The sequence below is a fragment of the Paenibacillus sp. FSL L8-0638 genome (assembly GCF_038593075.1).
In the GTDB taxonomy this organism is placed as follows: domain Bacteria; phylum Bacillota; class Bacilli; order Paenibacillales; family Paenibacillaceae; genus Paenibacillus; species Paenibacillus polymyxa_D.
The window spans coordinates 4,858,355-4,885,245 of record NZ_CP151960.1; the positions used below are offsets into that span (position 1 = coordinate 4,858,355).

The 26,891-nt window shown below is 45.3% G+C and carries 24 protein-coding genes; 6 read left to right on the plus strand and 18 right to left on the minus strand.

Annotated elements, in window-relative coordinates:
- Positions 1–91 precede the first annotated feature (91 nt).
- The 4 genes from MKY35_RS21705 to MKY35_RS21720 all read left to right on the plus strand — a co-directional run bounded on the left by MKY35_RS21705 (position 92) and on the right by MKY35_RS21720 (position 2,204).
- Positions 92–796 carry a phosphatase PAP2 family protein gene (locus MKY35_RS21705; RefSeq protein ID WP_069011993.1) on the plus strand — a complete coding sequence of 235 codons (705 nt, stop codon included), beginning with the start codon at positions 92–94 and terminating at the stop codon, positions 794–796.
- Between the two features lie 135 nt (positions 797–931).
- Positions 932–1,189: a GlsB/YeaQ/YmgE family stress response membrane protein gene (locus MKY35_RS21710; RefSeq protein ID WP_013311925.1), complete on the plus strand. Its 258-nt coding sequence runs from the start codon at positions 932–934 to the stop codon at positions 1,187–1,189.
- Positions 1,190–1,230: 41 nt separating this feature from the next.
- Entirely contained in the window at positions 1,231–1,632 is a 402-nt protein-coding gene (locus tag MKY35_RS21715; protein ID WP_039273640.1) for a YtxH domain-containing protein, read from the plus strand.
- A 95-nt stretch (positions 1,633–1,727) separates the two neighbouring features.
- Entirely contained in the window at positions 1,728–2,204 is a 477-nt protein-coding gene (locus tag MKY35_RS21720; RefSeq protein WP_342444793.1) for a DUF5665 domain-containing protein, read from the plus strand.
- Between the two features lie 114 nt (positions 2,205–2,318).
- Here the strand turns inward: MKY35_RS21720 and MKY35_RS21725 are convergent, their stop codons facing one another.
- From MKY35_RS21725 to MKY35_RS21775, 11 genes are all read right to left on the minus strand, one after another.
- Entirely contained in the window at positions 2,319–3,278 is a 960-nt protein-coding gene (locus MKY35_RS21725) for a magnesium transporter CorA family protein (protein ID WP_342444794.1), read from the minus strand.
- A 121-nt stretch (positions 3,279–3,399) separates the two neighbouring features.
- Positions 3,400–4,173 carry a sigma-70 family RNA polymerase sigma factor gene (locus MKY35_RS21730; RefSeq protein WP_013311929.1) on the minus strand — a complete coding sequence of 258 codons (774 nt, stop codon included), beginning with the start codon at positions 4,171–4,173 and terminating at the stop codon, positions 3,400–3,402.
- Positions 4,170–4,622, minus strand: coding sequence for an anti-sigma B factor RsbW (gene rsbW, locus MKY35_RS21735; protein ID WP_013311930.1), 453 nt, complete (start codon positions 4,620–4,622; stop codon positions 4,170–4,172). The genes MKY35_RS21730 and rsbW overlap by 4 nt, the downstream gene beginning before the upstream one ends.
- An 18-nt stretch (positions 4,623–4,640) precedes the next feature.
- Entirely contained in the window at positions 4,641–4,979 is a 339-nt protein-coding gene (locus MKY35_RS21740; protein WP_342444795.1) for an STAS domain-containing protein, read from the minus strand.
- Positions 4,980–5,078: 99 nt separating this feature from the next.
- Entirely contained in the window at positions 5,079–6,749 is a 1,671-nt protein-coding gene (locus MKY35_RS21745) for a response regulator (RefSeq protein WP_029517172.1), read from the minus strand.
- A 19-nt stretch (positions 6,750–6,768) separates the two neighbouring features.
- On the minus strand, positions 6,769–7,638 hold the full coding sequence (locus MKY35_RS21750; RefSeq protein WP_029517171.1) for a protein-glutamate O-methyltransferase CheR: 870 nt from the start codon (positions 7,636–7,638) through the stop codon (positions 6,769–6,771).
- Positions 7,639–7,717: 79 nt separating this feature from the next.
- Positions 7,718–11,437 carry a response regulator gene (locus tag MKY35_RS21755; RefSeq protein WP_342444796.1) on the minus strand — a complete coding sequence of 1,240 codons (3,720 nt, stop codon included), beginning with the start codon at positions 11,435–11,437 and terminating at the stop codon, positions 7,718–7,720.
- Complete coding sequence (locus MKY35_RS21760; protein ID WP_039273655.1) at positions 11,421–12,602, minus strand: fused response regulator/phosphatase; 1,182 nt, start codon at positions 12,600–12,602, stop codon at positions 11,421–11,423. Before MKY35_RS21760 ends, MKY35_RS21755 begins: the two co-directional genes overlap by 17 nt.
- A gap of 234 nt (positions 12,603–12,836) precedes the next feature.
- Positions 12,837–13,178, minus strand: a complete 342-nt coding sequence (locus tag MKY35_RS21765; protein ID WP_023990277.1) for a general stress protein — start codon at positions 13,176–13,178, stop codon at positions 12,837–12,839.
- Between the two features lie 96 nt (positions 13,179–13,274).
- Positions 13,275–13,793: a hypothetical protein gene (locus MKY35_RS21770; RefSeq protein WP_029517168.1), complete on the minus strand. Its 519-nt coding sequence runs from the start codon at positions 13,791–13,793 to the stop codon at positions 13,275–13,277.
- A gap of 51 nt (positions 13,794–13,844) precedes the next feature.
- A complete protein-coding gene (locus MKY35_RS21775; protein ID WP_342444797.1) occupies positions 13,845–14,366 on the minus strand; it encodes a DUF948 domain-containing protein in 522 nt (173 codons plus the stop codon).
- 260 nt (positions 14,367–14,626) lie between these two features.
- Between MKY35_RS21775 and MKY35_RS21780 the strand changes: the two genes are divergently transcribed.
- Entirely contained in the window at positions 14,627–14,794 is a 168-nt protein-coding gene (locus tag MKY35_RS21780; RefSeq protein ID WP_029517166.1) for a DUF1328 domain-containing protein, read from the plus strand.
- A 126-nt stretch (positions 14,795–14,920) separates the two neighbouring features.
- On the opposite strand, the gene MKY35_RS21785 is transcribed toward MKY35_RS21780, so the two are convergent.
- Positions 14,921–16,087 (minus strand): SH3 domain-containing C40 family peptidase, encoded by a 1,167-nt coding sequence (locus tag MKY35_RS21785; RefSeq protein ID WP_342444798.1) that lies wholly within the window; start codon positions 16,085–16,087, stop codon positions 14,921–14,923.
- Positions 16,088–16,278: 191 nt separating this feature from the next.
- Positions 16,279–17,148 carry a cation diffusion facilitator family transporter gene (locus MKY35_RS21790; RefSeq protein WP_342444799.1) on the minus strand — a complete coding sequence of 290 codons (870 nt, stop codon included), beginning with the start codon at positions 17,146–17,148 and terminating at the stop codon, positions 16,279–16,281.
- Positions 17,149–17,601: 453 nt separating this feature from the next.
- On the opposite strand from MKY35_RS21790, the gene MKY35_RS21795 reads away from it, so the two are divergent.
- On the plus strand, positions 17,602–17,787 hold the full coding sequence (locus MKY35_RS21795; RefSeq protein ID WP_029517162.1) for a hypothetical protein: 186 nt from the start codon (positions 17,602–17,604) through the stop codon (positions 17,785–17,787).
- Positions 17,788–17,968: 181 nt separating this feature from the next.
- Here MKY35_RS21795 and MKY35_RS21800 read toward each other — a convergent pair whose 3' ends face one another.
- The 5 genes from MKY35_RS21800 to MKY35_RS21820 form a co-directional block, all read right to left on the minus strand.
- Positions 17,969–19,597: an ATP-binding cassette domain-containing protein gene (locus tag MKY35_RS21800; RefSeq protein ID WP_013311942.1), complete on the minus strand. Its 1,629-nt coding sequence runs from the start codon at positions 19,595–19,597 to the stop codon at positions 17,969–17,971.
- Positions 19,598–19,880: 283 nt separating this feature from the next.
- Positions 19,881–20,660 (minus strand): ABC transporter ATP-binding protein, encoded by a 780-nt coding sequence (locus tag MKY35_RS21805; RefSeq protein ID WP_342444800.1) that lies wholly within the window; start codon positions 20,658–20,660, stop codon positions 19,881–19,883.
- Positions 20,650–21,633 carry an iron ABC transporter permease gene (locus MKY35_RS21810; RefSeq protein ID WP_342444801.1) on the minus strand — a complete coding sequence of 328 codons (984 nt, stop codon included), beginning with the start codon at positions 21,631–21,633 and terminating at the stop codon, positions 20,650–20,652. The genes MKY35_RS21805 and MKY35_RS21810 overlap by 11 nt, the downstream gene beginning before the upstream one ends.
- A gap of 14 nt (positions 21,634–21,647) precedes the next feature.
- Positions 21,648–22,607 (minus strand): heme ABC transporter substrate-binding protein IsdE, encoded by a 960-nt coding sequence (gene isdE / locus MKY35_RS21815; RefSeq protein WP_342444802.1) that lies wholly within the window; start codon positions 22,605–22,607, stop codon positions 21,648–21,650.
- A gap of 280 nt (positions 22,608–22,887) precedes the next feature.
- Positions 22,888–26,871 (minus strand): NEAT domain-containing protein, encoded by a 3,984-nt coding sequence (locus MKY35_RS21820; RefSeq protein WP_342444803.1) that lies wholly within the window; start codon positions 26,869–26,871, stop codon positions 22,888–22,890.
- Positions 26,872–26,891: the final 20 nt, after the last annotated feature.

Genomic DNA, 26,891 nt, shown 5'->3' on the forward strand with positions numbered 1-26,891 from the left:
CGTCGAGTTTTGCTCTTAAGTTCATTATTAGTTAAGTTAATAGTACGAAAAATTAAATCTATTACAGCCATAAGGAGGAGATTTATTACATATGCTATCCCATAAACCCCAACCATCCCGGTTCCTACCAAGCTATTTGCGTCGTAGTCTGTATGCATCTATTATCATGATCGCTGTGATGCTTCTCATCGCCTACTCTGTGCAATGGATTGGCACGGCTCCTTTTCTATATTGGGATGAGCGTATACAGGATGCTATTTTTCCAGACACAGCAGCTACTCATGACCAATTGCTAACCATCGCTATATTCATTACGTCTTTCGGTTCATTCAGCATGTCGTTAATTATCGCCCTCGGTGCTGCTACCTTATGCTGGGTCTTTCTTCGTTCAAAAGCTTATTCCTTTGCGATCCTAAGCAGCTTTACGGCGATGTGGGTGCTGAATACGCTCATTAAAGAAATTCTGCAACGGGAACGCCCGTCACTTCAACATTTGGTTGAAGCCGGGGGCTACAGTTTTCCCAGCGGTCATGCGATGATTTCCATGGGATTTTACGGCATGATATTTGCCATCTGGGCTATAGAACGAAAGATTCGTGAGCGTTCGCTCTTCCTCCCGTGCGTTCTTGGTGCACTGCTCATTATATTGATTGGACTAAGCCGTATATATTTAGGAGTTCACTTTCCTACAGATATTGTGGGTGGTTATATTGCAGGCATCATTTGGCTGGCGTTTACCGTTCCTATGATCTATTGGCGAGCGAAAATGCAGCTTTCTTCTCCCCCCCGCCCATAACGTCCGATTCGGCTTTTTGTTTCACTCCGGGTCATGACGTTTATATACGAAGTAAGCAAGGCACAGCAATATCGAAGCTCAGCATTTATCAAAAACGTTATCGTTTGTGAACTTAGGATAAGGGAGGCGATCCTTGTGTGGGGAATTGTACTAAGTATTGTAATGGCCATTATTATCGGATTGATTGGCGATGCACTAGCTGGACATGAAATGCCTGGCGGCATTGCAGGCTCTATGATTGCTGGATTTGTAGGAGCTTGGCTAGGTGTCATGCTGTTGGGAGACTGGGGCCCGGTCATCGGAGATTTTGCAGTCATTCCAGCCATACTTGGAACCGCATTGTTCGTATTCTTGCTCGGACTTGTGTCCAGGCTATTGAGAAGGGCTACCTAACATTTATATATATTTTTATTCTATAAAAGGAGTGATATATCATGAGTAACATTGACAATCAAAATATGGCAAGCACTTCAGGTTTTGCAAAGGGTTTATTCATTGGAGGTTTGATTGGTGCTGCGGCAGCCCTGCTGTTCGCTCCAAAGCCGGGTCGCGATTTACGTAGTGATCTGTCCGAAAAAATGACTGTTGTCTCCGATAAAACGAAGGATGTCGCATCTGTAGTTAGCAGCAAAGCGACAGATTTGGCCAAAACCGTTTCCACTAAAACAGCAGATGTAGCCAAAACGGTATCCGAGAGTAAAGACAACATCATATCCAGCGTAACCAAAGCTTCTGCCGATGTCGCTAATGAAGCGGCCAAAGCGGATAAAGAAGTTATGGATGCAACCGCTCAAGCAGCCAAGGACACTCAAAAACAATTAAATGCAAATTCCTAATAGGAACACATTCCGATTACAACCAAACTAATATCCAAACACTGAACAGCCAGCATGCAAGAAGCTGGCTGTTTTTAAATGATAGAAAGGCTGGGATGACAATGAACAAACCAAACTCCTATGGAGATGATCTTGCTCGGAACAACAAGAGAACCTTTCACCCCCTCCAGGCTCAAGATCAGCCAGATGAGGTTTCATCCAAGCAGACCTCTTCTACTCATCATCATGTTAAAACACATGATCAGGAGAGAGACTTTGATGTAAATGAGCATCCTTTTGAACTTCGCCATGAGGTCAAGCGGCTTAACAAACGCCTAGATCAAATCGCAGATACATTGGAAAAAGCAGAATTCAAAGATATTATAGAGAACTACTCCAGCACGAAAAGGAGAATTATGAGCAACCTGACCGCAGGGATTGCACGTGGTCTCGGTCTTACGCTGGGTACAGTGGTCATACTCGCCTTGCTCGCTTGGTTGCTCAGTTTCCTAGTACAGTTAAATCTTCCGGTCATCGGAGATTTCATCGCCGAATTATTAGGATATATCAAAATGAGCCAAGGTACTAAGTAATTGTCCCTATCTCATTTAAAAACGATCCATCGTAACCGATATAGACTCCCCAAAGAGCCTCCTGTTACGATGGATCGTTTTTTATTTGTAAATTATAACAGCCGTAATCAGCCGCTACAATTTGTTGCGCTTGTTAGTTTTCAATAAGTCACCTGTCCACCCCTTCATCATCAGCCAGCCGTACATTCCCGCCATACTTAGCAATGTGGCAATAATCACGGCGGTAAAACCCCAGCCTGTTTTAATCCAAGGCAGATTTTCAAAGTTCATGCCCCAAATGGCCCCCACTACAGTGGCAGGTGTAAAAACGGCGGTCACAATGGTGAGCGTCTTCGTAATCTCATTGCCCCTAAAAGCGGAAATGGCCTCGTCAATAGAGATCAGGGTGTCGATTTCCTTTTCATAATGCAGGAAAAGTCCTTCCATCCGAGTCACACGGTAAAGTAACTGCTTAAAAAAGCGATTCTCCTCCAGTTTATCCAAATATGCCTCCCGAGAAGCCGTTACCAGCTCTGAAAAAGGAATGAACATATTGCTCCAATACAACAGCTCGAAACGTGCATTCAATATAGAATCCATCAGTGTACGGGCATTTCTTTTCTCCATGTCCTCTTCCAGTCTTCTCAGGTTGATCTCGAACTTATCCATACCTGTATGAAAATAATGAAGCACGGCTCTCGCCAATACAAACATGCCGTCAGCTGCATCCTCACACTGTTCCAGCATTTTTTGGCGTTCCGCGGTGTGCATAATTTCACGGGTATTTTGATCCAAATTTAACGTCACCAACTTCTGGTTTAGAACCAGAAAATAAAACTTGTTGCAATTGCGTTGACTATCGATTTCCTCTTGAACGGAGTAGATCAGCGACCCGTACATTAAGGGCTGATTGCCATCTGGAAAGCGCACAGATATAAAGCTGGATGGAATGTCCTCTACCTTGTCCAGCCATTCTGTGGCTTCTGGGAGCTTCTCCTTCAAGTGCTGTATGACCGAATCTTGCCAATTCCCAGCACTGATGTCCCACCATTCCCATCCTCCACGAAAGGAAGAAATCTGTTCAAATGCTGTCATGGATTCCAACCTTCCTCCCAACCTTTTTCGCTTTATAAAAAGGACACGTTTCCCCAAATCGGAATAACGTGTCCTTACGATGTGACATCAAATATGTTAAACCAAGAATTCCGCGTTTTTCTCATGAAATAGAGGAATTAGACATAATCTGCTTCAGCTTTTCCGTAGCCCGCTTCTGAATACGGGAAACGCTCATCTGTGATACGCCCAACGTCTGGGCAATCGCACGTTGAGATTGACCGTCCTGAAATGCCAGAAGAAGCACCTTCTGTTCCTGCTCCTTCAGTTGGCTTAAAGCCTGCTGCAAATCCATTCGTTTTTCCACAGTGTCATAATCGTTAGCATCCGAGCTAATGAGCTCGCCTAACGTAGCTGCACTCTCTTCCTGGGATAAAGGCGAGTCCAGTGAAACATAGTGATAGCACTCACGACCAGCAAGCACCTCGATCGTTTCTTCCACGGTTAGATCCAAATAGGTCGCAATCTCGTCCACATTGGGTGAGCGTTCCAACTTAACGGTCAGTTCATCAATAGCATGTTGAACAAGCGCACCCTTTTCCTTAATGCGGCGAGGAACCTGGATGTACCAGGATTTGTCGCGCAAATAATTTTTCATATGTCCCAGCATACTTTTCATAGCGTACGGTTCAAATGGGATACCCAAGCTGATATCGTATTGCTGAAGCAGACGTATCAAAGCCATCTGACCGGTCTGATATAAATCCTCGTATAAGTCCGGACGGTTACGGGAGATTTTCCCGGCAGCCATCTTGACCATCGGCTCATACTTGCGGATCAGCACGGTAGCAATCTCGTTATCCTTGGTTTGCTGGTACTCCCAGATTAGACCAACGGCTTCATCCATCGACTCCGGGGGAGTTACCTTTTCATTCATACTCTTTCCTCACTTCTGGTCAAGCGCTTTACCAGCACCACTTCGGTGCCTTTTCCTGTCTCATTCAAGATATGGACATCGTCCATAAGCGCCTGCATGAGATAAAAGCCTAATCCGCCTATCTGTGCATCATTCAACTCCTTGTCATGTAAGGATGCGATACGGGACGGGTCCTCCACGCGTTCAAAGCTCTCCCCTTCATCTTTGACACGAATGGACAACGAAACTTCATCAAATTCGAATGTCACTTCCACGACTCCCCCCTCATGACCATATGCATAAAGGACAGAGTTATTACAGGCTTCCGATACAGCCACTTTCATGTCTTCAATATCCTCATAAGAGAATCCCATTTTCGCGGCAATACCGTATAAATTTAATCTTACAATATCAACAAAGTCAGCAGTTGCCGGCAAATTAAGAACTACTTTTTGAATTTGAGCGTTCATTTCTTTTTCTTTCCTTTCCTATTGGGAATTCTCCTGGGGGACAAAGAATTTGGCAATACCAGTCATATCAAATAGCTTTTGAATTTGAGGCGGTACCTCTTGAACAGCAAAGCGAGACTCTATCCCATGCCTTGCTTTTAAAATGGATAACAAGATTCCAATACCTGTGCTATCAATGTATTTAAGGTCTCTCAAGTTAATAATCAAATCTTGGCTGGATTCCCCCACCAAAGGCTCCATCACCAGACGAAAATCAGGTGCTACCGAAAGATCCAACTCTCCACTCAGATAAACGGTATTTACGCCATCGGTTGTTTCCGTAATTGCATTAAACTTCTCATTTTTATTTGTATTCATAGGCCTACTCTCCCAAAAAAAGATTTCCCTACATACTAACCCATTATACGAGCGTTTGAATCACGGTATAACTTTTTAAACACTACCAAATGCCACCATCTAAGCTTCATTGATCTGATCTTTACCCGGTTGCATTGGAAAATGGTCCGGAGAATGCCGTAGCAATGCCTGTTTTACACTGCTGATTTTAACGGGCTTACTAATATAATCGTTCATCCCCGCTTCAATACATCGAGGCTGAATACCCTCCATGACGTTAGCCGTCATGGCGATAATGGCAGGTTGCGATCTTCCCGCCAATTGTTCACGCACTCTCCCTGTGCACTCCAGACCGTCCATCACAGGCATCTGCAAGTCCATAAAGATATAGTCATAGTCCTGATTAGCCGTGACCATATCAAGCGCCTGCTGTCCATCTGCTGCCACATCTGAAGCCAGACCGAGCTTATCCAGTATATTAACCATCAGCTTCTGGTTAATCGGATGATCATCAACGACCAGTACAGGTCTACGACTTGGAGATTCCTGATGTGGAATTTCCCAATCGTGACTGGACTCCCCCTCCAGTTCATTTTCCTGAGCAAAGCCAAGCTTCATTGTGAAATGAAACGTCACGCCCTGTTCTCCGCTCGTATCTACACGGATATCTCCGCCCATCATATTCACTAAGGTTTTACAAATGGCGAGTCCTAACCCGGTTCCACCATATTTACGCGTCATTGAAGAATCCAGTTGGGAAAAGGGCTGAAACAACCTTCCAACCTTAGCCGGATCAATACCAATGCCTGTATCCTTCACAGAAAACTCAACGGTAAGTCCATTATCGCTTTGCTCTTTGACAGATGCGAAGACATACACCCCGCCCCGGTCTGTAAATTTGACAGCATTGGATATCAGGTTAATCAGTACTTGACGCAATCTTCCCATATCTCCATATAACACAGGAGGCATCTGTTCATCGAGAAAATAAACCAGTTCCAAGTTCTTTCGGTTCACTTCTACCGTAAATAGGCTGAAAACTTCCTTGATACAGGAAACCAGATCAAAAGGATATTCCTCTACCTCCATTTTGCCTGACTCCAGCTTAGTGAAGTCCAGAATATCATTAATGACTGCTACCAGTGCGTCTGCACTACGACGGATGATATCGGCATATTCCTGTTGGTCGCTTTGCAGCTCCGTCTCCATCAGCAAATCAATCATTCCAATGACGCCGTTCATAGGTGTGCGGATCTCATGGCTCATCATCGCCAGAAATTCCGTTTTGGCATTGGCAGCAATCTCTGCTGCCTCCTTGGCGGCAATCAGTTCGCTGTTCATCTTCTCCAGCTGCTGGGTCTTCTGATGAAGCAGGTGGGACTGTGTCTTCAAACGCTTGTTTGTCAGATACATTTGCACGAAACCTTCAATTTTGGACTTGAGAATTTGAGGGATGAACGGCTTCACCATATAATCAATACCGCCCGCTGAATACCCCGCAAATAAATGCTCCGCTTCCTTGCTGTTAGCTGAAATGAAGATAATCGGAATATCCTTCGTTTTCTCTCTGGCCTTGATTAGCTTTGCGGTCTCAATACCATCCATACCCGGCATCTGCACATCCAGGACTACGAGTGCAAATTCATCTTTTAATAGACATCGCAGCGCTTCTTCCCCGGATGTGGCCTTTACCAGATTATATTGTTCACTCTCTAGCACCGCCTCAAGAGCGAGCAGGTTCTCAGGTCTGTCATCTACCAGCAATATATGAATCGGTTCATGAAGCCCCATGGAATCCTCCTAAGCATCTCTATTTAATCTTCCGGTATATTTTTTCTATCCGGTCCAGCGGCTCGTAGGAATCACTATAATCGGTAAAATGTATGGATTCCTTGGCCCCAAGCACCAACACGCCAAAATGACTTAAGCTATCATAAAACAACCCATGTACATGGTTGCGAAGTTCGTCGTTAAAATAGATCATGACATTCCGGCAAAAAATAACATTGAACTCGTTAAAGGACCGGTCTGTCGCTAAGTTGTGCTCCGCAAAAATAATATTTTTCCGTAAAAAAGGATGAAACATCACTGAATCATACTTGGCTGTATAATATTCAGAGAACGATTGTGTGCCCCCGGACTCCAAATAATTTTTGGTATACAGCTTCATTCGGTCGATCCCGTATACGCCTTCCTTCGCCTGCTGTAAAGACAGGTTATTCATATCCGTCGCATAAATGCGGGCCTTATCATATAAGCCTTCCTCATGCAGCAAGATCGCCATAGAATATACTTCCTCACCCGTGGAGCAACCTGCATGCCATATTCGAATGTACGGATACGTTCGCAAAATAGGAATGATTTTCTGTCTGAAATTCAGAAACAGCTCCGGGTCACGGAACATCTCGGTCACCGGAATGGAAAGGCTCTGTACCAGCCTATCGAAGGCGCTGCGATCATGCAGCACCTTCTCCTGAAGTCCTGATATCGTGCTTACATTCTCGGACTGCGCATGATAATAAACACGCCGCTTAATCGAAGGCAGAGCGTAGTTACGGAAATCGTAGCCGTACAGCCGATGTATACCTTCCAGCAACAGCTCAATCTCAATCAATTCCCGCTCAGCATCATTCGATTTCACTTCATTAGCAGCATTATCCGCCATATCCTTAGATGTCATAATCTCTCTCCAATTCCTAAATAGGTTTTGCCTGTGCCGCTCCCATCATGTGTCGATTTATATTACCCATTTTTTTGGGTTACGAATACAACCACACCCGCATTAATGATAAAAGTTGTTCGGTTTGAATCGGTTTTTTCACATAATCGGACGCGCCTGCCTCAATACACTTGGAACGGTCATCCTTCATGGCCTTGGCTGTTAGGGCAATAATAGGCATCTTCTCGAATTGTGGCATTAGCCGGATACGTCGCATCGCTTCATATCCATCCATTTCCGGCATCATCATATCCATCAGCACCAGATCAAAATCAGGTGTCTGTTCCAGCAGTTCCAGTGCTTCTCTTCCATTTTCCGCAAAGGTAACATCCATACGATAGCTTTCCAGCACACTGGACAGAGCAAATACATTGCGAATATCATCGTCTACCAACAATATTTTTTTACCTTCAAACAGCTCTTCCTTGTTGTATAGCTTTTGCAAAATTTTGCGTTTGTCCTCAGGAAGATTCGCCTCTACACGATGCAAGAACAGCGTTGTTTCGTCCAAAAGCCGTTCCGGCGATTTAACATCTTTAATAATAATAGACTCTGCATATTTGCGAAGTTGCGTTTCTTCTTTGTTATCCAGATCTTTGCCTGTATAAATAATGATCGGCAGATCAGCTAGCTGCTCGTTCTCTCGAATACGATCCAGCAGCTCAAAACCAGTCATGTCGCTCAGCATCAGATCCAGTACCATGCAGTCATACCGCTGAGTGGCCAGCTCATTCAGTGCTTCCTGACCTGTCGATACCGCCGTAATGGCAACATCATCATGATCGATCAGCTCAATAATGGATTTACGCTGATTATCGTCATCTTCAACCACAAGAAGACGTTTGACCATTTGGTCTGTATACGATTTTATATGTGAAAATGCCTTATCCAGACTTTCCTTCGAGGAAGGCTTTTTGAGATAGGCAATCGCGCCCATCATTAGGCCCTGCTTCACATCATCTATGACTGAAATAACATGCACTGGAATATGACGTGTCGATGAATTTCCTTTTAGCTCGCCTAAAATGGACCAGCCATCCATCACAGGTAATTGAATATCTAATATAATAGCGTCCGGCAAATAAGACTGAGCCATGTTGAGCCCATCGTCTCCTTGGAGAGCGATCAGTGCCTTAAAGCCCCGGCTACGGGCCATATCGTACAAAATATTAGCAAAATTAATATCATCCTCAACAATCAGCAACACTTTATCCTGCGAGGTAATCTCGTTTCGGTCGTCCCCTGGATGTATAATGTCCTCCGCTTTGTTTTTCGAAGGCATCTGATATAATGGCAACTGTTTAGCAGGCATAATTATGGGAAGGTCCGTTTCTGCCGAGGCTGCAACATTCTCAAAATCCGAATTCACATCCGTGCCGTTAAATTCCTCTCTCGAATGAGAAGCCATATCCTCAGCCGTTGGCGTTTGTTCCGGCAAATACAGTGTGAAGCAACTGCCCTGTCCCTGCTCGGATTCCACCGTAATCACACCGCCCAACAATCTGGAAAGCTCGCGGCTGATCGACAGACCTAGTCCTGTCCCCCCATATTTCCGGCTGGTTGTACCGTCTACCTGCTGGAAGGCTTCGAAGATCAGATCCGTTTTATCGGAAGCAATCCCAATGCCCGTATCATGCACAGATAGAGCCAGATAGGATCTTCGTGGATTTAGCAGACCCGGAAGCTGTTCTCCATTTGCCCGAGATACACTGAAACGAATAGATCCTTCCGTGGTGAACTTGAATGCATTGGACAACAAATTACGTAAAATTTGTTTGAGACGATAACCGTCACTGATAATGGCATCTGGCAAGTTCTCTTCGATCTCGGTATGCAGTTGAAGCCCACGTTGGGCTGCGACCGGAGCAAAATTCTGCTCCACAAACAGTTCCAGTTCCTTCAAGTGGACCGCTTCATGGTTAATATCCATTTTTCCAGCGTCCACTTTGGATAAATCCAGAATTTCATCAATCATTTTCAGCAAATCCGCGCCTGACATGTAAATGGTTTGTGCATATTCCACCTGCTTCGGCTTGAGATTGCCTTCCTTGTTCTCAGACAAGAGCTGAGAAAGAATGAGCAAGCTATTTAGCGGAGTACGCAGCTCATGAGACATATTGGCCAAAAACTCGGATTTGTATTTGCTTGTGATTCCTAGCTGCATGGCCTGTTGTTCCAACTGAGCTCGTGCATGTTCAATCTCGTCGTTCTTTTCTTCCACTTCTCGTACCTGTTCTTCTAGCGCTCTGGTTTTGGCAATCAGTTCAGTATTAAAATGCTCCAATTCTTCCTGTTGACGCTGTAACAATTCCTCTGAACGCTTGAGTTCCTCTGTTTGCTCCTCCAAATTCTCGTTGGAGCGCTTGAGTTCCTCTTGCTGAGTTTGTAGCTCCTCGGACTGGCATTGCAATTCCTCAGTAAGTGCCTGGGACTCGCGCAGCAATTGCTCTACACGCATCCGTCCCTTGATATTGTTCAGAATAATCCCCATGCTCTCTACTAATTGAGCAAACAGCTTCGTTTCCAGATCACTGAAGCGATCCAGTGACGCTATTTCTATAGCACCGATGCACTCATCTTCGAACAAAATAGGGAAAATCATAATTCCCACTGGCTTACTTTCTCCTAAGGCAGAGCCTATGGACAAATATCCGTCAGGAGCCTCTGTAATCAAGATCGGCTTACGATCCAAAACACATTGTCCGAGCAACCCTTCGCCTACCTGGATAACGTCTCTAATCGAATTTTCGCCAGTCACCTTTGCATAGGAGCCGTATAACTTAAATCGGTTGTCTTCTACATCTTTTCCTTGCAAATAAATGGCTCCATAACTGCCTCCCAAGATGGGCGTAAACTCACTAATGAACATCTGAGCAACCTGCTCCAGTGAATTTACGCCACGGAACAACTCAGTCACCCGAGCAGTATTGGCATTAAGCCAAGTTTGGTCCTTCTGCGTTTGAAGGACGGAATGTTCAAATTTCCGCTTTTCTTCCAAGTCTCCGGCCATTTGTTGAAATACACGAGCGACCTCACCGATTTCATCTTTGGAGGCAACACTCATTCGGCTGATGGCCCTGTACTTTCCCTTGCCAAAACCATTAATCATGAGATTCACGACATTTAGACCTTTGGCAATGCTTGGGAGCACCCACAAAATAACCAGTAAGCCCATGATCAGGCCGGCGGCCATCAGAATTGTGGTAATCTGCACAGATTCTTCATACGCCAAATTGGCTTGCTTCATGTCGCTATCAATTTCCCGATCCTGAAAAACGGCAAGGGCATTAATACTATCCATCGCCTCCTCTTGGGCAGGCAAACCAGTACTATTGCGGAAAGCGTTAGCCTCATCAATACGATCTTGCCCCAACAAAGAGACCAGTCTTTGTTCGTAACTTAAAAATTCATTCCACGCGACGGCTACCCGATCAACCTGCTGTTGCTCTTCACTGGTGCCGGAATTCGTTTGCAGACTAGCCAGCACTTTCGTTCCAGTAGCCGAAATATCGTCCAGCTCGCGTTTGGCCTCACTAACGGAGGAACCTGGATTCAAGATCAGATTGGCCATCACTTTGGCCATATCGTTCACCTGCCCGCGAATAGCTGTTGTTTTCCGGACTTTCATATATCGATCCTGATAAACCTGATTCAACTGCTCATTCAGGCTCCCCATCCGGTCATAGCTGATTAGTGTCAGCACAAGGAGGATCGCCATAAGCGATCCAAAGCCAATCAGCAGTTTATTTCTGATTTTCATGCAAGCTCTCTCCCTCTTTCAACGAAATCCAGATCAGGCATTTATCATCATCACGATCTTGTGGCGCCTCTTTATGAAAAAAAGCATCCAGCATCGCTTCCTCATTCCATTCTTCGTATTTACGCAGACACTCAGTCAGATACTCCAACTGCTCCTCATATTCACCTTCCACCGCCTCCAGCAAGCCATCCGTATACAAAGCGATATGCCCTGTTCCTTCATAATGAATCGTGTGCATTTCTGCATCAATCTTATCAAATAAACCAACCGGGCTGCATGCACGGTCAAATTTGGTAATGCTACCATCCTGGTTGAACAGCAAACCGGGAGGATGTCCCGCATTTACATAGTCAATTCGCCGTGCACGGGTATCAATCACCATATAAATCGCCGTAAAATAATACTGTACCAGCTGTTTGCCCAGATCCAGTTGATTAAAACGACGATTCAGCTCTTGTATGACCTTCTCAGGCTCCACATACGTGGTCACCGTGTCCTTAAGTACAGATGCAATGAACATGCAGAACAGCGAAGAAGAAATGCCATGTCCCATCATATCCAGCAAAATGATGGCATATCGCCCCTCCCCTAACGGATACCAAGAATATAAATCCCCTGCCAGTTCAAAGGAAGGCTGATAGAGCGCATTTACTTGCAGCACCGGGTCCTGAATGGCAGGACTAAGTACCGCTTGCTGCACCATCGCGGCCAGCTTCAACTCATCCTGAATTCGCTGATCCCGATCCTTATGCCAGTCCTTCTCCAATTTGAGACGCAAGGCAGATCGGATTCGCGCCATTAGCTCTACCTTGTTGATCGGCTTCGTGACGTAATCGACGGCTCCCACATCCAGAGCTTCAGCCAATTTTTTAGAATCACCTACAGCCGTTACCATAATAATCGGGATATCTTTTAAATGCTCATATTCCTGCACAATACTGCAAGCTTCAATGCCGTCCATTTCAGGCATCATCATATCCAGCAGCACCAGATCAATATCTGAAGGACGGGGCCTGAGACTAATGGTACGATCGCCTATTCCCAGATGCTCTAACATTTCTGCGGCCGAGTTAGCAGAGATCACATCCCGATAATTTTCTTTTTTTAGTATCTCACGAATAATAATGATATTCGTCGGGTTATCGTCAACAATTAGAATTCTCATTGGCTTCTCCTTATCTGTAACTCATGTATTATACTATACCTACTTAAACGGCAACACCCTTGTTGATTAGTAGTAGTGTTTCCGTAAGAAGGCATTCCAAAAACATAGATAAGGAATGAGGCTGAACCCCATTCCTTATCTATGTTTTTGGAGGACCCGCGAAACACTTGTGCTGCGGTCAACTTCCTCTTTTTCTAATCTAATGTCACGCTGCTCTTATGGTGAACAGCAATATCACGCTTTTTTAGCAATGACCAGCACTTTCCCCTGATCCAGTTCTTTTTCATAAAAATCAGCTTCCGTATCTGTAAATCCCAAGGAAGTAATTTTAGCGCGAAGCTCATCGCCGCGGGATCGGAACAAGTTGGCTAATGAATCGAAAACGCCCTCTTCCTTAATCCCGATTTCCTTGGCATCCACCGTATCGGCAATACGATCTGTCCGATCCTGATCATGAGCGAGCACGAACACATCCTCATAACGATAGCCTGTGTTACGCAACTCATTTACTGCTTCAACGGCTTGTACACCGTTATCTACCACTTTGGCATAAGATTTATGATTGGTCTGATTCATGTTTCTCACGCTCCTTTAAGGATTGACTTCCCTGACTATTACACTTCACATATCCATTTGAAACTTCCATGTTATGTCATGCCTTAAAAAAATCAATTACCATTCCGTTTCATCAAAAAACTCAACATACTTAGGTTTATCAGACGTCTCATCCATAAACACTTTGATTGCACGTTGTCCGCGTACATATACCTCTCCGTCTTCCGCCGTGAATTGCGAGCCACCCAGCGCCTGATCGAGCGTTTTCCGTTGCAGCGGCAGCCACTTATCATTCACCTTGATTCGACCGGCAGCAGGATCTACATGCACATAAGAAACGACGTCCTCACGCATACCTACCACAACATCTGGATATTGGTATTCTGTAGAAAGCAGCAACTTATCCTTTTTGACTCGCTGTGGCTTGCCCAGCTTTTTCAATACATCAGCACGTGTATCATCCAAAGATATGCCATTTAAGGTATGAAAATCTGCTGGTACAGCATGTGGAGCGGGTATCGTCTGCACAGTCCTAACCACATGCCCCGCTATTTGCGGGGAAACGGTTTGCTGAACCGTATCCTGTCCGGAAAAGGGAGTGAGCAAACCAGCAGCTAGTAATAACGTCTTCATCATAAATCTCACCCTTTCAATGAATTTCCTGTAGTTTACGGTTCAGCCACTATGCTACTGACGCATTTTCTGCCACACCCCAGCAGCGATGTCTACATAACCCAACCAGTTTTTACCTGGCTTGGCCGCAGGCTCTTCATAAGTCGCATTGTAGCTCTGAACCGTCCGCTCCGTTGCGGTCAAAGGTCTATTCGATGTCGTTGCCTTGATCGCGTGATCCGTTCTGGAAGTATTACTCGCAGCGCTATGCGATTTCTGAAACCGTGTCATTAACGCTGTTGAAGCCTGCTTGGCAGCCAACGTCACTTCGCTGAGTACCTCCCCCAAATTTCTAACCGATTCCATCACTGGCTCCACTTGCTTCAATTTATGATCAACATCTGCGGTGATGTCATTCGCATGTCGAACCGTTTGTTTTACTTCATAACTCAGTTCATCAATCGTTTTTTGTACATCCTGCAAGGTTTGAGTCACCTTATCCAAAGAGCCTTGTGCTGCTTTCAACGTTTTAATGAGGAAAATAACGAGAACTGCAAATGCGATAGCAATAATAAAAATGCTGACCTGTGTTAACATAGCGTAACCTCTCTTTCGTCTTTCACGATGATGTTTATGATTACTGCATAGTTACCCTTTAGATTCAGACACGAAACAACGTCCAGGCTGGCTTCTTCTCCGCTCCAAACGTTATGATTCACGGACTCTCACACCGTTTAAAACAACGTATAACGATGGCACAGCCACAAATATTCTAAAGAAGTCTCCATCATCTGCAACCATGCTCTATCGGGGCGTGAGTATGCCACATTATATACAATTAAAGGAGGATAAAGAACATGCTAAAATGGTCCGCTTTATTCTTAATTTTTGCTGTGATCGCCGGTATCTTAGGTTTTTTTGGTATCGTCGTGTCCGTAGCTGCTACAATCGCTAAAATATTATTTGTGATATTTCTGGTGTTGTTCGTCATTTCACTCTTTACCAGAAGAAAACGGGTTTCATAGTTATCGGATGCTAGCTGCATAAAAGCAATATTCTAAATGTCTATAAAAAAAGGATGTTCCCACCCTGGTCAACAGGGCTGTGGAACATCCTTTTTTGATGCAGCTTTTTAACAGTTAGCGGCGCTTTTATTGAATCACGCTGCCCCCAAACAGGAAACGGTCCTGCCAAGGCTTGCTGAAATCCGTAACTTTTACACCGCCACCCGCTACAGAAAACGTATGGAGAAGCTTGTTGTCTCCCAAATATACAGCTACGTGTGTAATCGTTTGGGAGGAGTTATCCAAGGACGTGTACGCCCCGGAAGATGCATTATAATTTGTAAAGAAGAGCAAATCGCCACGCTTCAGCGTAGTCATGTCCGTATTCGGCTGACTGTTTTGCTTGATCCACTCACCCTGTGAACGAGAATCTGCCGGAAGCTGGATACCTACAGCCTGACGGAAAATTTGACGGGTAAATGCCGAGCAATCAAAAGTAGCCGTACTGCTACGATCCGAACCATATTCATATGGAGTTCCGAGATAAGTCATCCCCGTGTTAATAACCTGCTCTATTGCAGCCGCTACATCACCGGAAAACATGTTCATAGTTGACGCAGGAGATGCTGTCACAGGTATTGCGGTAGTATCAGGAGTGGTTGTCACCGGAGCAGACACAGGCTGCTGCACAACAACGCCCTCACCAATACGAATATACTGTGGAGACGAGCTGACATAGCCCACCGTACCATCAGTTTTGGTAACCTTGAACCAATAAGCATTACTTGGATCGGTAATCGTAACGACATCCCCTGCATTCAAATAGCCCAAAACCTCGGAAGAAGTGGATGCCTCCGCCCGCAAACGAACGGACGTTTGAATCGTGGCTTTCGTTTGACCGGCAGAACTATTCACTGAGGCCACTGCCTCTTTAGCTGAAACATTTTTAACTGACTCTGTGGCTTCCGATTTACGAGTGGTAGACGGGGTGACAGCAGCAGCGACGCTGGTAGCGCCAACCTTTATGTACTTGTCGGAGCTGCTAGTGTATCCGGTTACTCCATCAGAAGTCTTGATCTTATACCAATAGCTGTTGGTTTTCTCCAATACCGTTACGGCCTCTCCCTGCTTCATAAAGCTGACTACATCCCCTGTAGTCGAAGGACCGGATCTAAGCTTTACAGCCGCCTGAATAACCGCCTTCTGTCCCGTGGATGCTGTTGATGCCGCTGCGTCAACCTGACCCGGCGCCACATGAATTGCTGCCAACAGCGCGGCTGACGTCATGAGCATTCCCATCACGCGTCTTCTCAATGTTGCACCTCCTGGCTGTTTTTACGAATTTGAAGAGCATATCCAATTCCGACGAATATAGCCGGACATGCCTTCATTATAGTAAAAGCAGCAGGAAGAGAGATATAATCCAAACGTCACAAAAGGAAGCGTATACGCCTTTTACATATAGGTCTAAAGTCACTTTTAATACTAACTATTTAATAATTAATCTATAATTTGGGTTCTACATGGACATGGACATGCATCGTATTATGAACCTCTTGTAGGCGTTCCTCAATCCGGTCGCTGATCCGATGCCCTTCAATCAGGCTGAGTTGCGGATTCACCTCAATGACCACATCCACCAGTGCATGATTGCCGTGTACACGTGCCTTAACGTCCCGAATCCCCTCTACTCCAGGTATACGGGCAATCGTACTTCGTAAGTCAGACAGTTCTTGCTCATCAAATCCATCGGTCAAGCTGTGTGTGGAATCCTTAAAAATATCCCACGCTGTTTTACAAATGATGAATCCTACCGCGATCGCAGCTATAGTATCCAGCCAGGCTAGCCCGAATTGTGCGCCGATAATGCCAACTGCTGCCCCAACACTGACAAGTGCATCCGATAGATTATCCTTGGCTGCTGCCAGCAAAGCCTTATTGTTAATTTGCCGTGCCAGCCTGTTATTGTACAGGTACACTCCCAGCATAATCACGGCACAAATCACAGCTACACCCGCGGAGGTGATATCCGGTATTTGCTTTCCGCCCTTGAAAATGCTGCCGATCCCATCAATAAGCACCTGCAAACCGACGACAGCCATAATAAAGGACGCCAGCAGAGCAGCGATCGTTTCGGCCCGAAAATGTCCATAGGCATGGTCAGAGTCCGGTGGCTTTTGGGAAATTCTCAGTCCAACCAGTACAGCAACCGACACTACAATATCGGTGACATTATTGAAGCCATCCGCCCGCAATGCGCTAGAAGCAAATATATACCCGCTAATCAGCTTAAAGGCGGACAGCAAGAGATAAGCAGCAATGCTTACCCACGCCCCACGCTCACCTTTTCGGATTTCATCATAGACATTTACCACAACGTAGGACACTCCTTCAAATATATAGTTCCCAGCAGAACGATCTCACCGGCCCAAAAATAAAAATAGCAGCATCGCTGCCTTGAACCCTCAACATTAACTTTTCAAACAAGCAGCGTAGCTATCCTGAAAATAACAATTCACCTTTGGGTAACTGTTATTTTCAGGATAGCAGACGAACTTTGTGTGGGTCTAGAGAAACAGTCTTTCCGCTCTGCATCGCTGTAGGAACAACGAAAAAGTATTGCCAGGCCCCATTCCTGTAGGTTACACAAAACATTTTTTCCTTCACACAAAAAACAGACGTTTTCTCTCCCGCCCCACCCCAGCGATGTGTTATCATTGTTGCCCTTGTCCCTTCTTTTAAAAACGTATAAAATGAGGACACAGCCGCGTTTTTCTTCAATCCAACATGATTGACATGAATCTGGCGGCAACAGGAGGAATTTATTCATGAGCGATGCCAATGAACCACGTAAAGTTAATCTCGCAGATGCCATTCGGGAAAAGCTGGCACAAAAAAAACAGCAGTCCGGCGCTTCACAGCAGGGCGGCTTTCAAGGCGGTTCCACCAAAACACTGAAAAGCCAAAATACGAAGAAGCCGAACAACCAACGCCGTCGTACAGGCGGATCATAAGCCACCTCATAGCCTTTATAGGGTACCAAAGGTCTGGCGAGGTCTATCTTACCTCACGGCCAGAACCAAGTAAGCATGGGCATGGCACAAAAACGAAAAAGAGGAGTCTCCCTGCCATCTCAATGGCCTAAAGGAGCTCCTCTTTCGTTTATCTAGTTGTTGAAGATAGCCGGTTGGAATTTTAGCCGATTTCTACCGGATACATACGTTCACGCAATTTCGCGATTTCTTCATTTTCCAAGTATTCATCATAGCTCATCGTACGGTCGATTACGCCGTTTGGTGTAATTTCCACGATGCGGTTCGCAATCGTTTGAATAAACTGATGGTCATGAGATGTGAACAATATAGTACCGTCAAAATCAATCAGACCATTGTTCAGCGCTGTAATGGACTCCAAATCCAAGTGGTTGGTCGGTTCTTCCAGCAACAGCACATTGGCACCGTTCAGCATCATTTTCGCCAGCATACAGCGAACCTTTTCGCCCCCGGACAGTACACTTGCTTTCTTAAGTGCTTCTTCACCAGAGAAAAGCATACGTCCCAAGAAGCCACGCAGGAACGTTTCGTCCTGATCCTTGGAATATTGACGGAGCCATTCCACAAGATTCATGTCCACACCTTCAAAATAGGTGGAATTATCTTTCGGGAAATAAGCTTGGCTAGTTGTAATCCCCCAAGAAAATTCTCCGCTGTCTGCTTCGATCTCGTTCATCAATACTTGGAAGAGCGTCGATTTAGGCAAACCGTTCGGCCCGACAAACGCGATTTTATCGCCTTTGTTCACAACCAGACTGAACTCATTCAGCACTTGCTCGCCTTCAACGGTTTTACTGAGGCGGTCTACTGTCAAGAGTTGTTTGCCTGCTTCGCGTTCAGGCTTGAAGTTCAGGAAAGGATATTTACGGTTCGATGGACGGATGTCGTCCAGCGTAATTTTATCCAGTTGTTTTTTACGTGAAGTAGCTTGTTTGGACTTGGAAGCATTCGCGGAAAAGCGCTGAATAAAGGCTTGCAGTTCCTTGATCTTCTCTTCCTTTTTCTTGTTGGCATCACGCGTCAAGGCAAGCGCAAGCTGGCTGGACTCATACCAGAAGTCGTAGTTGCCGACGTACATCTGGATTTTGCCAAAATCAATATCCGCAATATGCGTACATACCTTGTTCAGGAAGTGACGATCATGGGATACGACGATGACGGTGCCTTCATAGTCCATCAAGAAATTTTCCAGCCATTGAATGGATTCGAGGTCCAAATGGTTGGTAGGCTCATCAAGCAGCAAATTGTTCGGACGACCAAACAACGCTTGAGCCAGGAGAACACGTACCTTGTCATTACCACTCAGCTCAGACATGTTCTTGTCATGCAGGTCGCGGGGAATACCAAGACCGATCAGCAAGGAAGCTGCATCCGGCTCAGCATCCCAACCGTTCAGCTCCGCAAATTCGCCTTCCAGTTCACCGGCACGCAGGCCGTCTGCTTCAGTAAATTCTGTTTTGGCATACAACGCATCTTTTTCCTTCATGATTTCATACAGACGCGTATGACCCATAATAACGGTTTCCAGAACCGGGAATTCATCGTATTCATAATGGTTCTGCTTGAGCACTGCCATCCGTTCGCCCGGTGTCATGTGAACCTCGCCTGAATTGGCTTCGATTTCACCGGAAAGAATTTTCAAAAAAGTGGATTTGCCCGCGCCATTCGCCCCAATCAGGCCGTAGCAGTTCCCAGGAGTAAATTTGATATTTACGTCTTCAAAAAGTGGGCGTTTCCCATAACGAAGCGTTACGCCGCTTGTACTGATCATATAAGCATACCATCCTTATCATTAGTAAAGTGCTAAACACAAAATTACCGACGGCAATAGTATAACACACAAAAGATCGGATTCGAACCGTAGTATAAGCATAACCGTCCCTGAATCTCATCCAATATCTTATAAATAAAATAAAAAATGCTTCTGTCTCCACGGTTGTAACCTGACAAAACACATGGACCAGAACCATTTTCATATTTTAAATTCGTTGAAATGCCGTGAGGACAAACGTGTTATTCAGTCGCAGCATTAATGTTCCGTATGCTTGTAAATGTCAGGAAGCCCCGACTCCTATCGGAATGAGATACATGCCCGCTTCATCATCCTGTTTGATTACGACCTCCACATCATAAACCGTCTGGATCAGTTCAGATGTAACGACCTCTGTAGGTGGGCCGTTCGCTATAATACGCCCTTCCTTCATGGCAATCATTACACCGCTATACCGAATAGCCTGATTGATATCATGCAGCACCATCACGATTGTCAGTCCATGTTCCTGGTTTAACTGCCGAATGAGCTCTAAAATTTCAATCTGGTAGTACATATCCAAATAGGTGGTCGGCTCATCCAAAAATAAAATTGGCGTCCTCTGTGCCAAGGCCATTGCAATCCATACACGCTGCCGTTCTCCTCCTGAGAGCTGATCCAACGTGCGAGTTCTACGTTCGTTCAGGTTAGTACAGGCTATCGCCCACTCAATCGCCTCCTCATCCTCGTCACGCCTCGCTGTGAACATGTTCTTATGCGGCAACCTGCCGAAGCTTACGAGCTTTTCTACAGTCAAGTCGGAAGGTGCCTCGTTCTGCTGATGGACTACCGCCAATTGACGGGCCAGCTCCTTGGGCTTGTAGTGGGCTATCTCTTTGCCGTCCAGAATCACCTGGCCCAAGCGGGGAACAGCATTGTTGGACATCACGCTGAGCAGCGTCGATTTGCCGCACCCGTTGGGACCAATAATGGTCGTAATCCGTCCCGACTCAATAACAGCATGAATAGCGTGCAGACGATCTGTTTTCCGATCATATGAGAAGGTTATATCCTTAATGTCCATAGGTGCGATCCGCCTTTCTGATCAGGAATATCAGGAACGGCCCGCCAATGACGGCCATAATAATAGAAGCCGGGATTTCATTGGGAGCAAGCACCGTCCGCCCCAGTGTATCCGCGAGCAGCAGCAACAAGCCACCGCATAAGGCTGAAAATGGAACCAACCACTTATGATCCGAGCCAACTAGGTAGCGGGCACAATGCGGAACGAGCAAGCCGATAAAGGCAATCACTCCTGCGATGGCTGTAGCCGTTGCTGCAAGCAGCACTGCAATCACAGAAATCAAAAGTCGTGCGCGCATTACATTGAATCCCAGATTTTTAGCTGTTTTATCTTGAAGGGACAAGAAATTGCACCAAGAGAACACGAGCATGGCCAAAATTAGTCCAATCCCGCCATAGGTCACAATAACCTCGACATCTACCCATTTTTTCATAGACAAGGTTGAAGTAGTAACCTGGTTAATGCTGGTGACCGCATAACTGCCTCGATAATTAAATGACTGACCTAAACCAGAAAAAATGGCATTCACAGCTACCCCGATCAGAATGAGACGAATCGGATGCAAGCCGGATCTCCATGAAAATCCATAAACCATTAAACAAGCTATCGCACCGCCAATAAATGAAAAGAACGGCATCCAGAAATAAAGCATTGGAAAGACCGTCACCGCAATCAGCGAGATCAATGCTGCTCCCGAAGAAATGCCGATAACTCCGGCATCTGCCAGCGGGTTTTTCATAACAGCTTGCAGCAAGACACCCGCCACTGCAAGTGATGCACCTGCCATCACGGCTACGATAATTCTCGGTAGTCTCAGGTCCTTGACCACATTCACCTGATCATCTGTACCTGTCCACAATCCGGTCACCAACTGACTCAAATCCACCTTGAGACTACCTGTCATCGCTGAATATAACATGACGCCGACGAGCAAGACCATTACAACAATAAGACTCCAACCTTTTTTGGACATGTCATCAGCTTCCTTTAATTCGAAGGATACAGCATTTTCATCAGCTCATCTAGCGCCGAGTTTGCCGCTAGATTCCCTGTTGTGCCAAACAACGGTTCAGGCAGATCATAGACATGCCCATTTTTCACAGCGTTGAAATGCTTCCAGATATCGTTGGTTTTGAACTCTTCATCGAACATTTTCACTACTTCATCCGGCATCCCGTGTGCAGCGCGCAAAATGATATCAGGGTTGGATTGCTGCAAGGCTTCGGTATTGTGGGCAATGAACTCCACCTTCTCGCCCTGAACCACATTTGTTCCGCCTGCAATTTTAACCAGATCCCCAATATAGGAATGCTCGGTAGCCACCAGATAGCTTCCCGGTACTCCCAGCAAAATCAATACTTTAGGAGATTTCTTCCCTTTGATCTTTTGTTGAATCTCAGTTACTTTGGCATCCAACGCTCCATTAATCTCTTTGGCCTTATCGGCTTTGCCAAACGTGTCTCCCAGCTTTTGAATTTCTTTTTGCATATTCGCGAGACTTTCAAAATTCAAAAATTTGGCATTGATGTTCAAATCTTTAAATTTAGGCTCCAGATCATATTTCAGTGTCGTCACCGACAGTACATCCGTCGGCTTCAATGACATCACTTTTTCCATGTCGGGACTCATCGGATTACCCACATCAGGCACATCCTTGTATCGGTCAGGCAGCACTTTCGTGCTTGTCGGCTTACCAGCCAAATCCAGGCCCAGCGCATCCGTGATTTCCGCAATGGCTACTGTAGTCGCCACAATACGAGGAGCTTGAGCTTTACCGTCAGACGACTTTCCGGTTGCATCAGATGTTGCCGCTGATTTCGAACCATCGCTCTGATTCTGTTCAGCCTGTCCTCCTCCCGAACATCCGGCCAGCAACAAGATCACGATGCCGATTAACATATACAAACAAAACGATCTTCCTTGAGCCCATGCTATATATCGTTTCATGAAAATCCAGTCACCTCAATTCAAAATATAGAACTGCATTAGGAACCCTAACTTTTCGGGTATCAGGATTTAGCAAAATTCGACTCCAGTCGCTCCAAAGTGCAATATATAGACGAACTAGACTGTTTGATCTACATATTGTTCACTAGAAGTCGCTTATTGGATTTTTGCAAATTCCTCGGGTATGTAAATGCTGACAAGTCTTGACGCCGAGGCACCAAGACTTGCTCGCATACAAACTTTGCTGTTATTCGGGCTTCATTGACGTCACAACCTGAGGCTACTTCGCTTTCAGGCTTGCTTCATCAAATTGGAACTGAACTGTATACCAGTGATCATACGGCACTCCGCCAAGAACCAAGCCAGGCACAATAACGTGTGTGTAAGCACTGATTTTCTGGGACAAGTCCCCTACCTCGAATTGAACAACACGTGTATCGCCGGATGTCGAGATCACTTCTACATCTTTCAGGGTACCGTTTTGCTCCACTTGTAAAGTTGGCATCCAAGAACTATTTTTCAATGTCACTTGGATATAGCGCTTGTCTCCCTTTTCAATCAGTGTGGCTGGCTTGTCGAGATAACCGTCCATAACGGAAGCTTCACTCGTTTTGTCTTTAAATACGTTGTAATTAATCGTGTATTGCTTCTCGGAAGCCATTTGAACCGGTTGCTCAACTACTGGTTTGGTTTCAGCTACAGATGCAGTTGTTTCTGCTGCCTTGTCCGTAGAAGCTACTATCGGTTCAGTAGGGGTTACGGTTGTAGCTGTATTGACTCCCTCACCTTTGAGCGATGCACGGTCAAATTGAATCTGACCGCCGAATTTCTCATTTAGAATGTATTTCTCAGGCAGATATACCTGTGTGTACACACTCAACTTTTTATCCAGATCAGGCACTTCGAATGCGATTGTGTGCGTGTCACCTTTAGTGTCCGAACCCATAATCGTCGGATTGGCATAACGGCCTTCAAAATCCGTTTGGAATAGCTTCAAAGCCTGGTTGTTCGTAACGGTTACATGAGCCTGAACCTTACCGTTTTTCACAATCAACTTCGCTAGACTCTGTACAAAAGGAGCCACTAGAGAATCCTTATCCGTTCCGTTCGCCAGCACACGGAAGTTCGCAGTGTACTCTCCATCGGCCAAGTTATTTTTCCCCTGTTCTACTTCGTCTGCTTTGGTTTCGTTGTGATAAGATACATTACTGGTATCGAATTTAAATTCAAAATCATATACCTTTTCTACTCGATCCTCCACCTTGAAAACCATCGGAGCGCTACTTGCCACTTTAGGAGCTTCGTAGACAACCAGTTGGCCTTTTACATTGCTCTTAAAGTCACTTACGCTAAAACGAACATGCTTCGTATTGCTTGCTGCATCTTCCTGGGTCACTTCTGCGTCTTGGTAGTCCCCGCTTGCGTTGTCCCAAATACGCAGCGCCTTCACTTCATTGCTGTTTTGCAGCTTCAGACCTACAAACCGTTTGTCGCCTTCCACGATCAATTGCGCCGGTTCGTCAGTGATGAAGCGTTGAGCCTGTGAATCTGCTGCTGTTGAGCCATCTGACAAAACAATACTGAATTTCAAAGCATATTTACCATTGGCAAGCTTGTCAAAATCCAGTTTAATCATAGGATCAGCCGCCCCTGAAGAGGTAGGCTCAACAAAGCTTCGAATGGTAGCAGGCTCGAATTGGAACTGCACATCATACACGTGATCATATGGGATGCCACTCAAATCCAATCCAGGTACGATGACATGCGTGTTCACTGTCACTTTATCCGACAGATTTGGCACTTCAAATTGTACTGTTCTTGTATTTGCGGAGCTCGATTGATCGACAACCTGAGCCTCTGCACCATTTACTTTGAACGTTTTGATCCAGCTGCTCTTGTCCATTTTGATCTGAATGATATTTTTACCAGACTGTTTTAACAGTGTGGCTGGCTTTTGCATATATCCATCCATCACAGATATTTCATTGCTTCCGTTTTTGAGTACGGAGAAATCAATGCTGTATCTGCCATTTTCAACTGGAGTTGTGGTTCCGTTATCCGGTCCTTTAGCTGTAATGCTGCTGCGGTCAAATTGCAGACGAAGCTTATGATCCATCTCATAAACCCCACCTGGATAGGTCGTGCTCACATGTACCTGTGCATTCAGAATAGCATCCAAATCGGCCACTTTGAATTTCACAACACGTGTATTAGCATTCTTGTCCTCACTAACGATATCTGCATCCGTAAGTGTCCCGCTTTGTTCTGTTTTAAACTCTGTCACGGTGGTGCTGTCTTTGATGGTAAAGGAAGCTTCATACTTGCCTTTCGATACCGTCAGTGTGGCCGGAGACAATAAATATTGCGCCATGGCCGATTTTTGATCTTTGGTTGCGTGCAGCGCATCGAAATTGATTGAATACGTTCCATCAGCTAAATTCTTTCCGGGCGTGCCTGGTGTGCCTGGCGTCCCAGGGTCAACCGGGGTTGTTGCCGCTCCTAATTGAAGATCGACATCATAGGTTTCTACATAGTTCAGCTCAGGCCAGTTGATGCTTACCCATGCATTCAGTTTGGCAGGCACTTCCTTAACCTCAAATTCGATGACACGTGTATTCGCCGTTTGATCTTCACTTACTACGGTCGTGTTGGTCAATACTCCATTTTGTTCTACTCTAAAGCCGTCAATTTGTTTGCTGTTTTTCAAAGTGAACTGTACATATTTCTTGCCTTTACGTTCAACCAGAGTACCCGGCTTTTCTGTATATCCATCCATCATGGACTTTTCACTTGAACCGTCTTTTAACAGCGTGAAGTCCAGATTTGACGTTACTGGAGTTGAACCGTTGTCCGTTCTCGAGATACTGTTTTTATCGAACTGAAGACGAAGTTTATGATCCATCTCATAAACCCCACCTGGATAGGTCGTGCTCACATGTACCTGCGCATTCAAAATCGCGTCCAAATCCGCTACTTTGAATTTCACAATACGTGTATTGGTGGTCTTGTCCACACTTACAATATCTGCATCCGTCAACGTTCCATTTTGTTCAGTTTTGAATTCCGTCACTGTAGTGCTGTCTTTAATGGTGAAGGAAACTTCTTTTTGTCCCTTCGCTACCGTCAAAGTTGCCGGAGACAACAGATACTGTGCCATGGCTGATGGCTGATCTTTTGTGGCGTGCAGGGTATTAAAATTAATAGAATACGTTCCATCCGCCAAATCTGATGGGGCGGGTGCAGAAGACATCTGAAGATCTACATTATAAGTATGCACGTAGCCCAGCTCAGGCCAGTTGATGCTCACCCATGCGTTGAGCTTGGCAGGCAGTTCTTTCACTTCAAACTCGATCACTCGTGTATTCGCAGTTTGATCTTCACTTACAACAGAAGTGTCGGTTAACACCCCATTTTGCTCTACCTTAAAACCATCAATCTGTTTGCTGTTCTTTAATGTAAACTGGGCATATTGTTTACCTCCACGCTCAATTAGTGAGCCTGGTTTCTCCGTATACCCATCCATCATAGACTTTTCATTGGTTCCATCTTTCAAAAGGGTAAAGTCCAAATCAGAAAGTTTTTCTCCTGCATTAGGAGGCGTCACCGGTGGTGTTACAGGTGGAACCGTTGGATTCTCCGTTGAGTTTTTAAGTCTCAAGCTGGAAGGATCAAACTCAATCCATTCCTTCACTGAACGATCTGGATCGGTATCTACATACCACGGAGAACTGCTATTAAATCCAAACTCCGTATTTACATTTTGATGAAAATCATAAACATCGAAGCTTACAGTCCCGGAAGCTTTCCCAGAATCCACCTCTATTTTTGCGGGAACTGTTTCCCCGTTTTGTTCTACTAAAAATTTCGATAGCCCTTGAGTTTCCGCAAACTTAAATGAAAAATGGTATTTTCCATCCTTAATGATCAAATCTCCAGGATAGGTATAGTTTGTTTTGAAACTCGAATCTCTGGTGTTACCGCTGACTGTCTTTCTTAAAGGTTTGTAATCAATCAGGTATTCTCCATCTGCATAGGTCGCATCTGTGGTAGTTACAGCATTGGTAGGCTCAGCATATGTGCTAGGTACTTCTACCGGCATCTCATAAGTAGCATAAGTAGCACTAGTGACTGTAGTGCTTGAATCGGGCAAATTTTGGGAAGTGGAATCAACTTCAGGGGTTGCTCCTACGTATGGTGAAAATAAAGAAAACAACATTAGAATAGCAGCGAATGTCGTAATGTATTTGTTAAATCGGCTTTTCAAGGTGATGTATCCCCCTACTT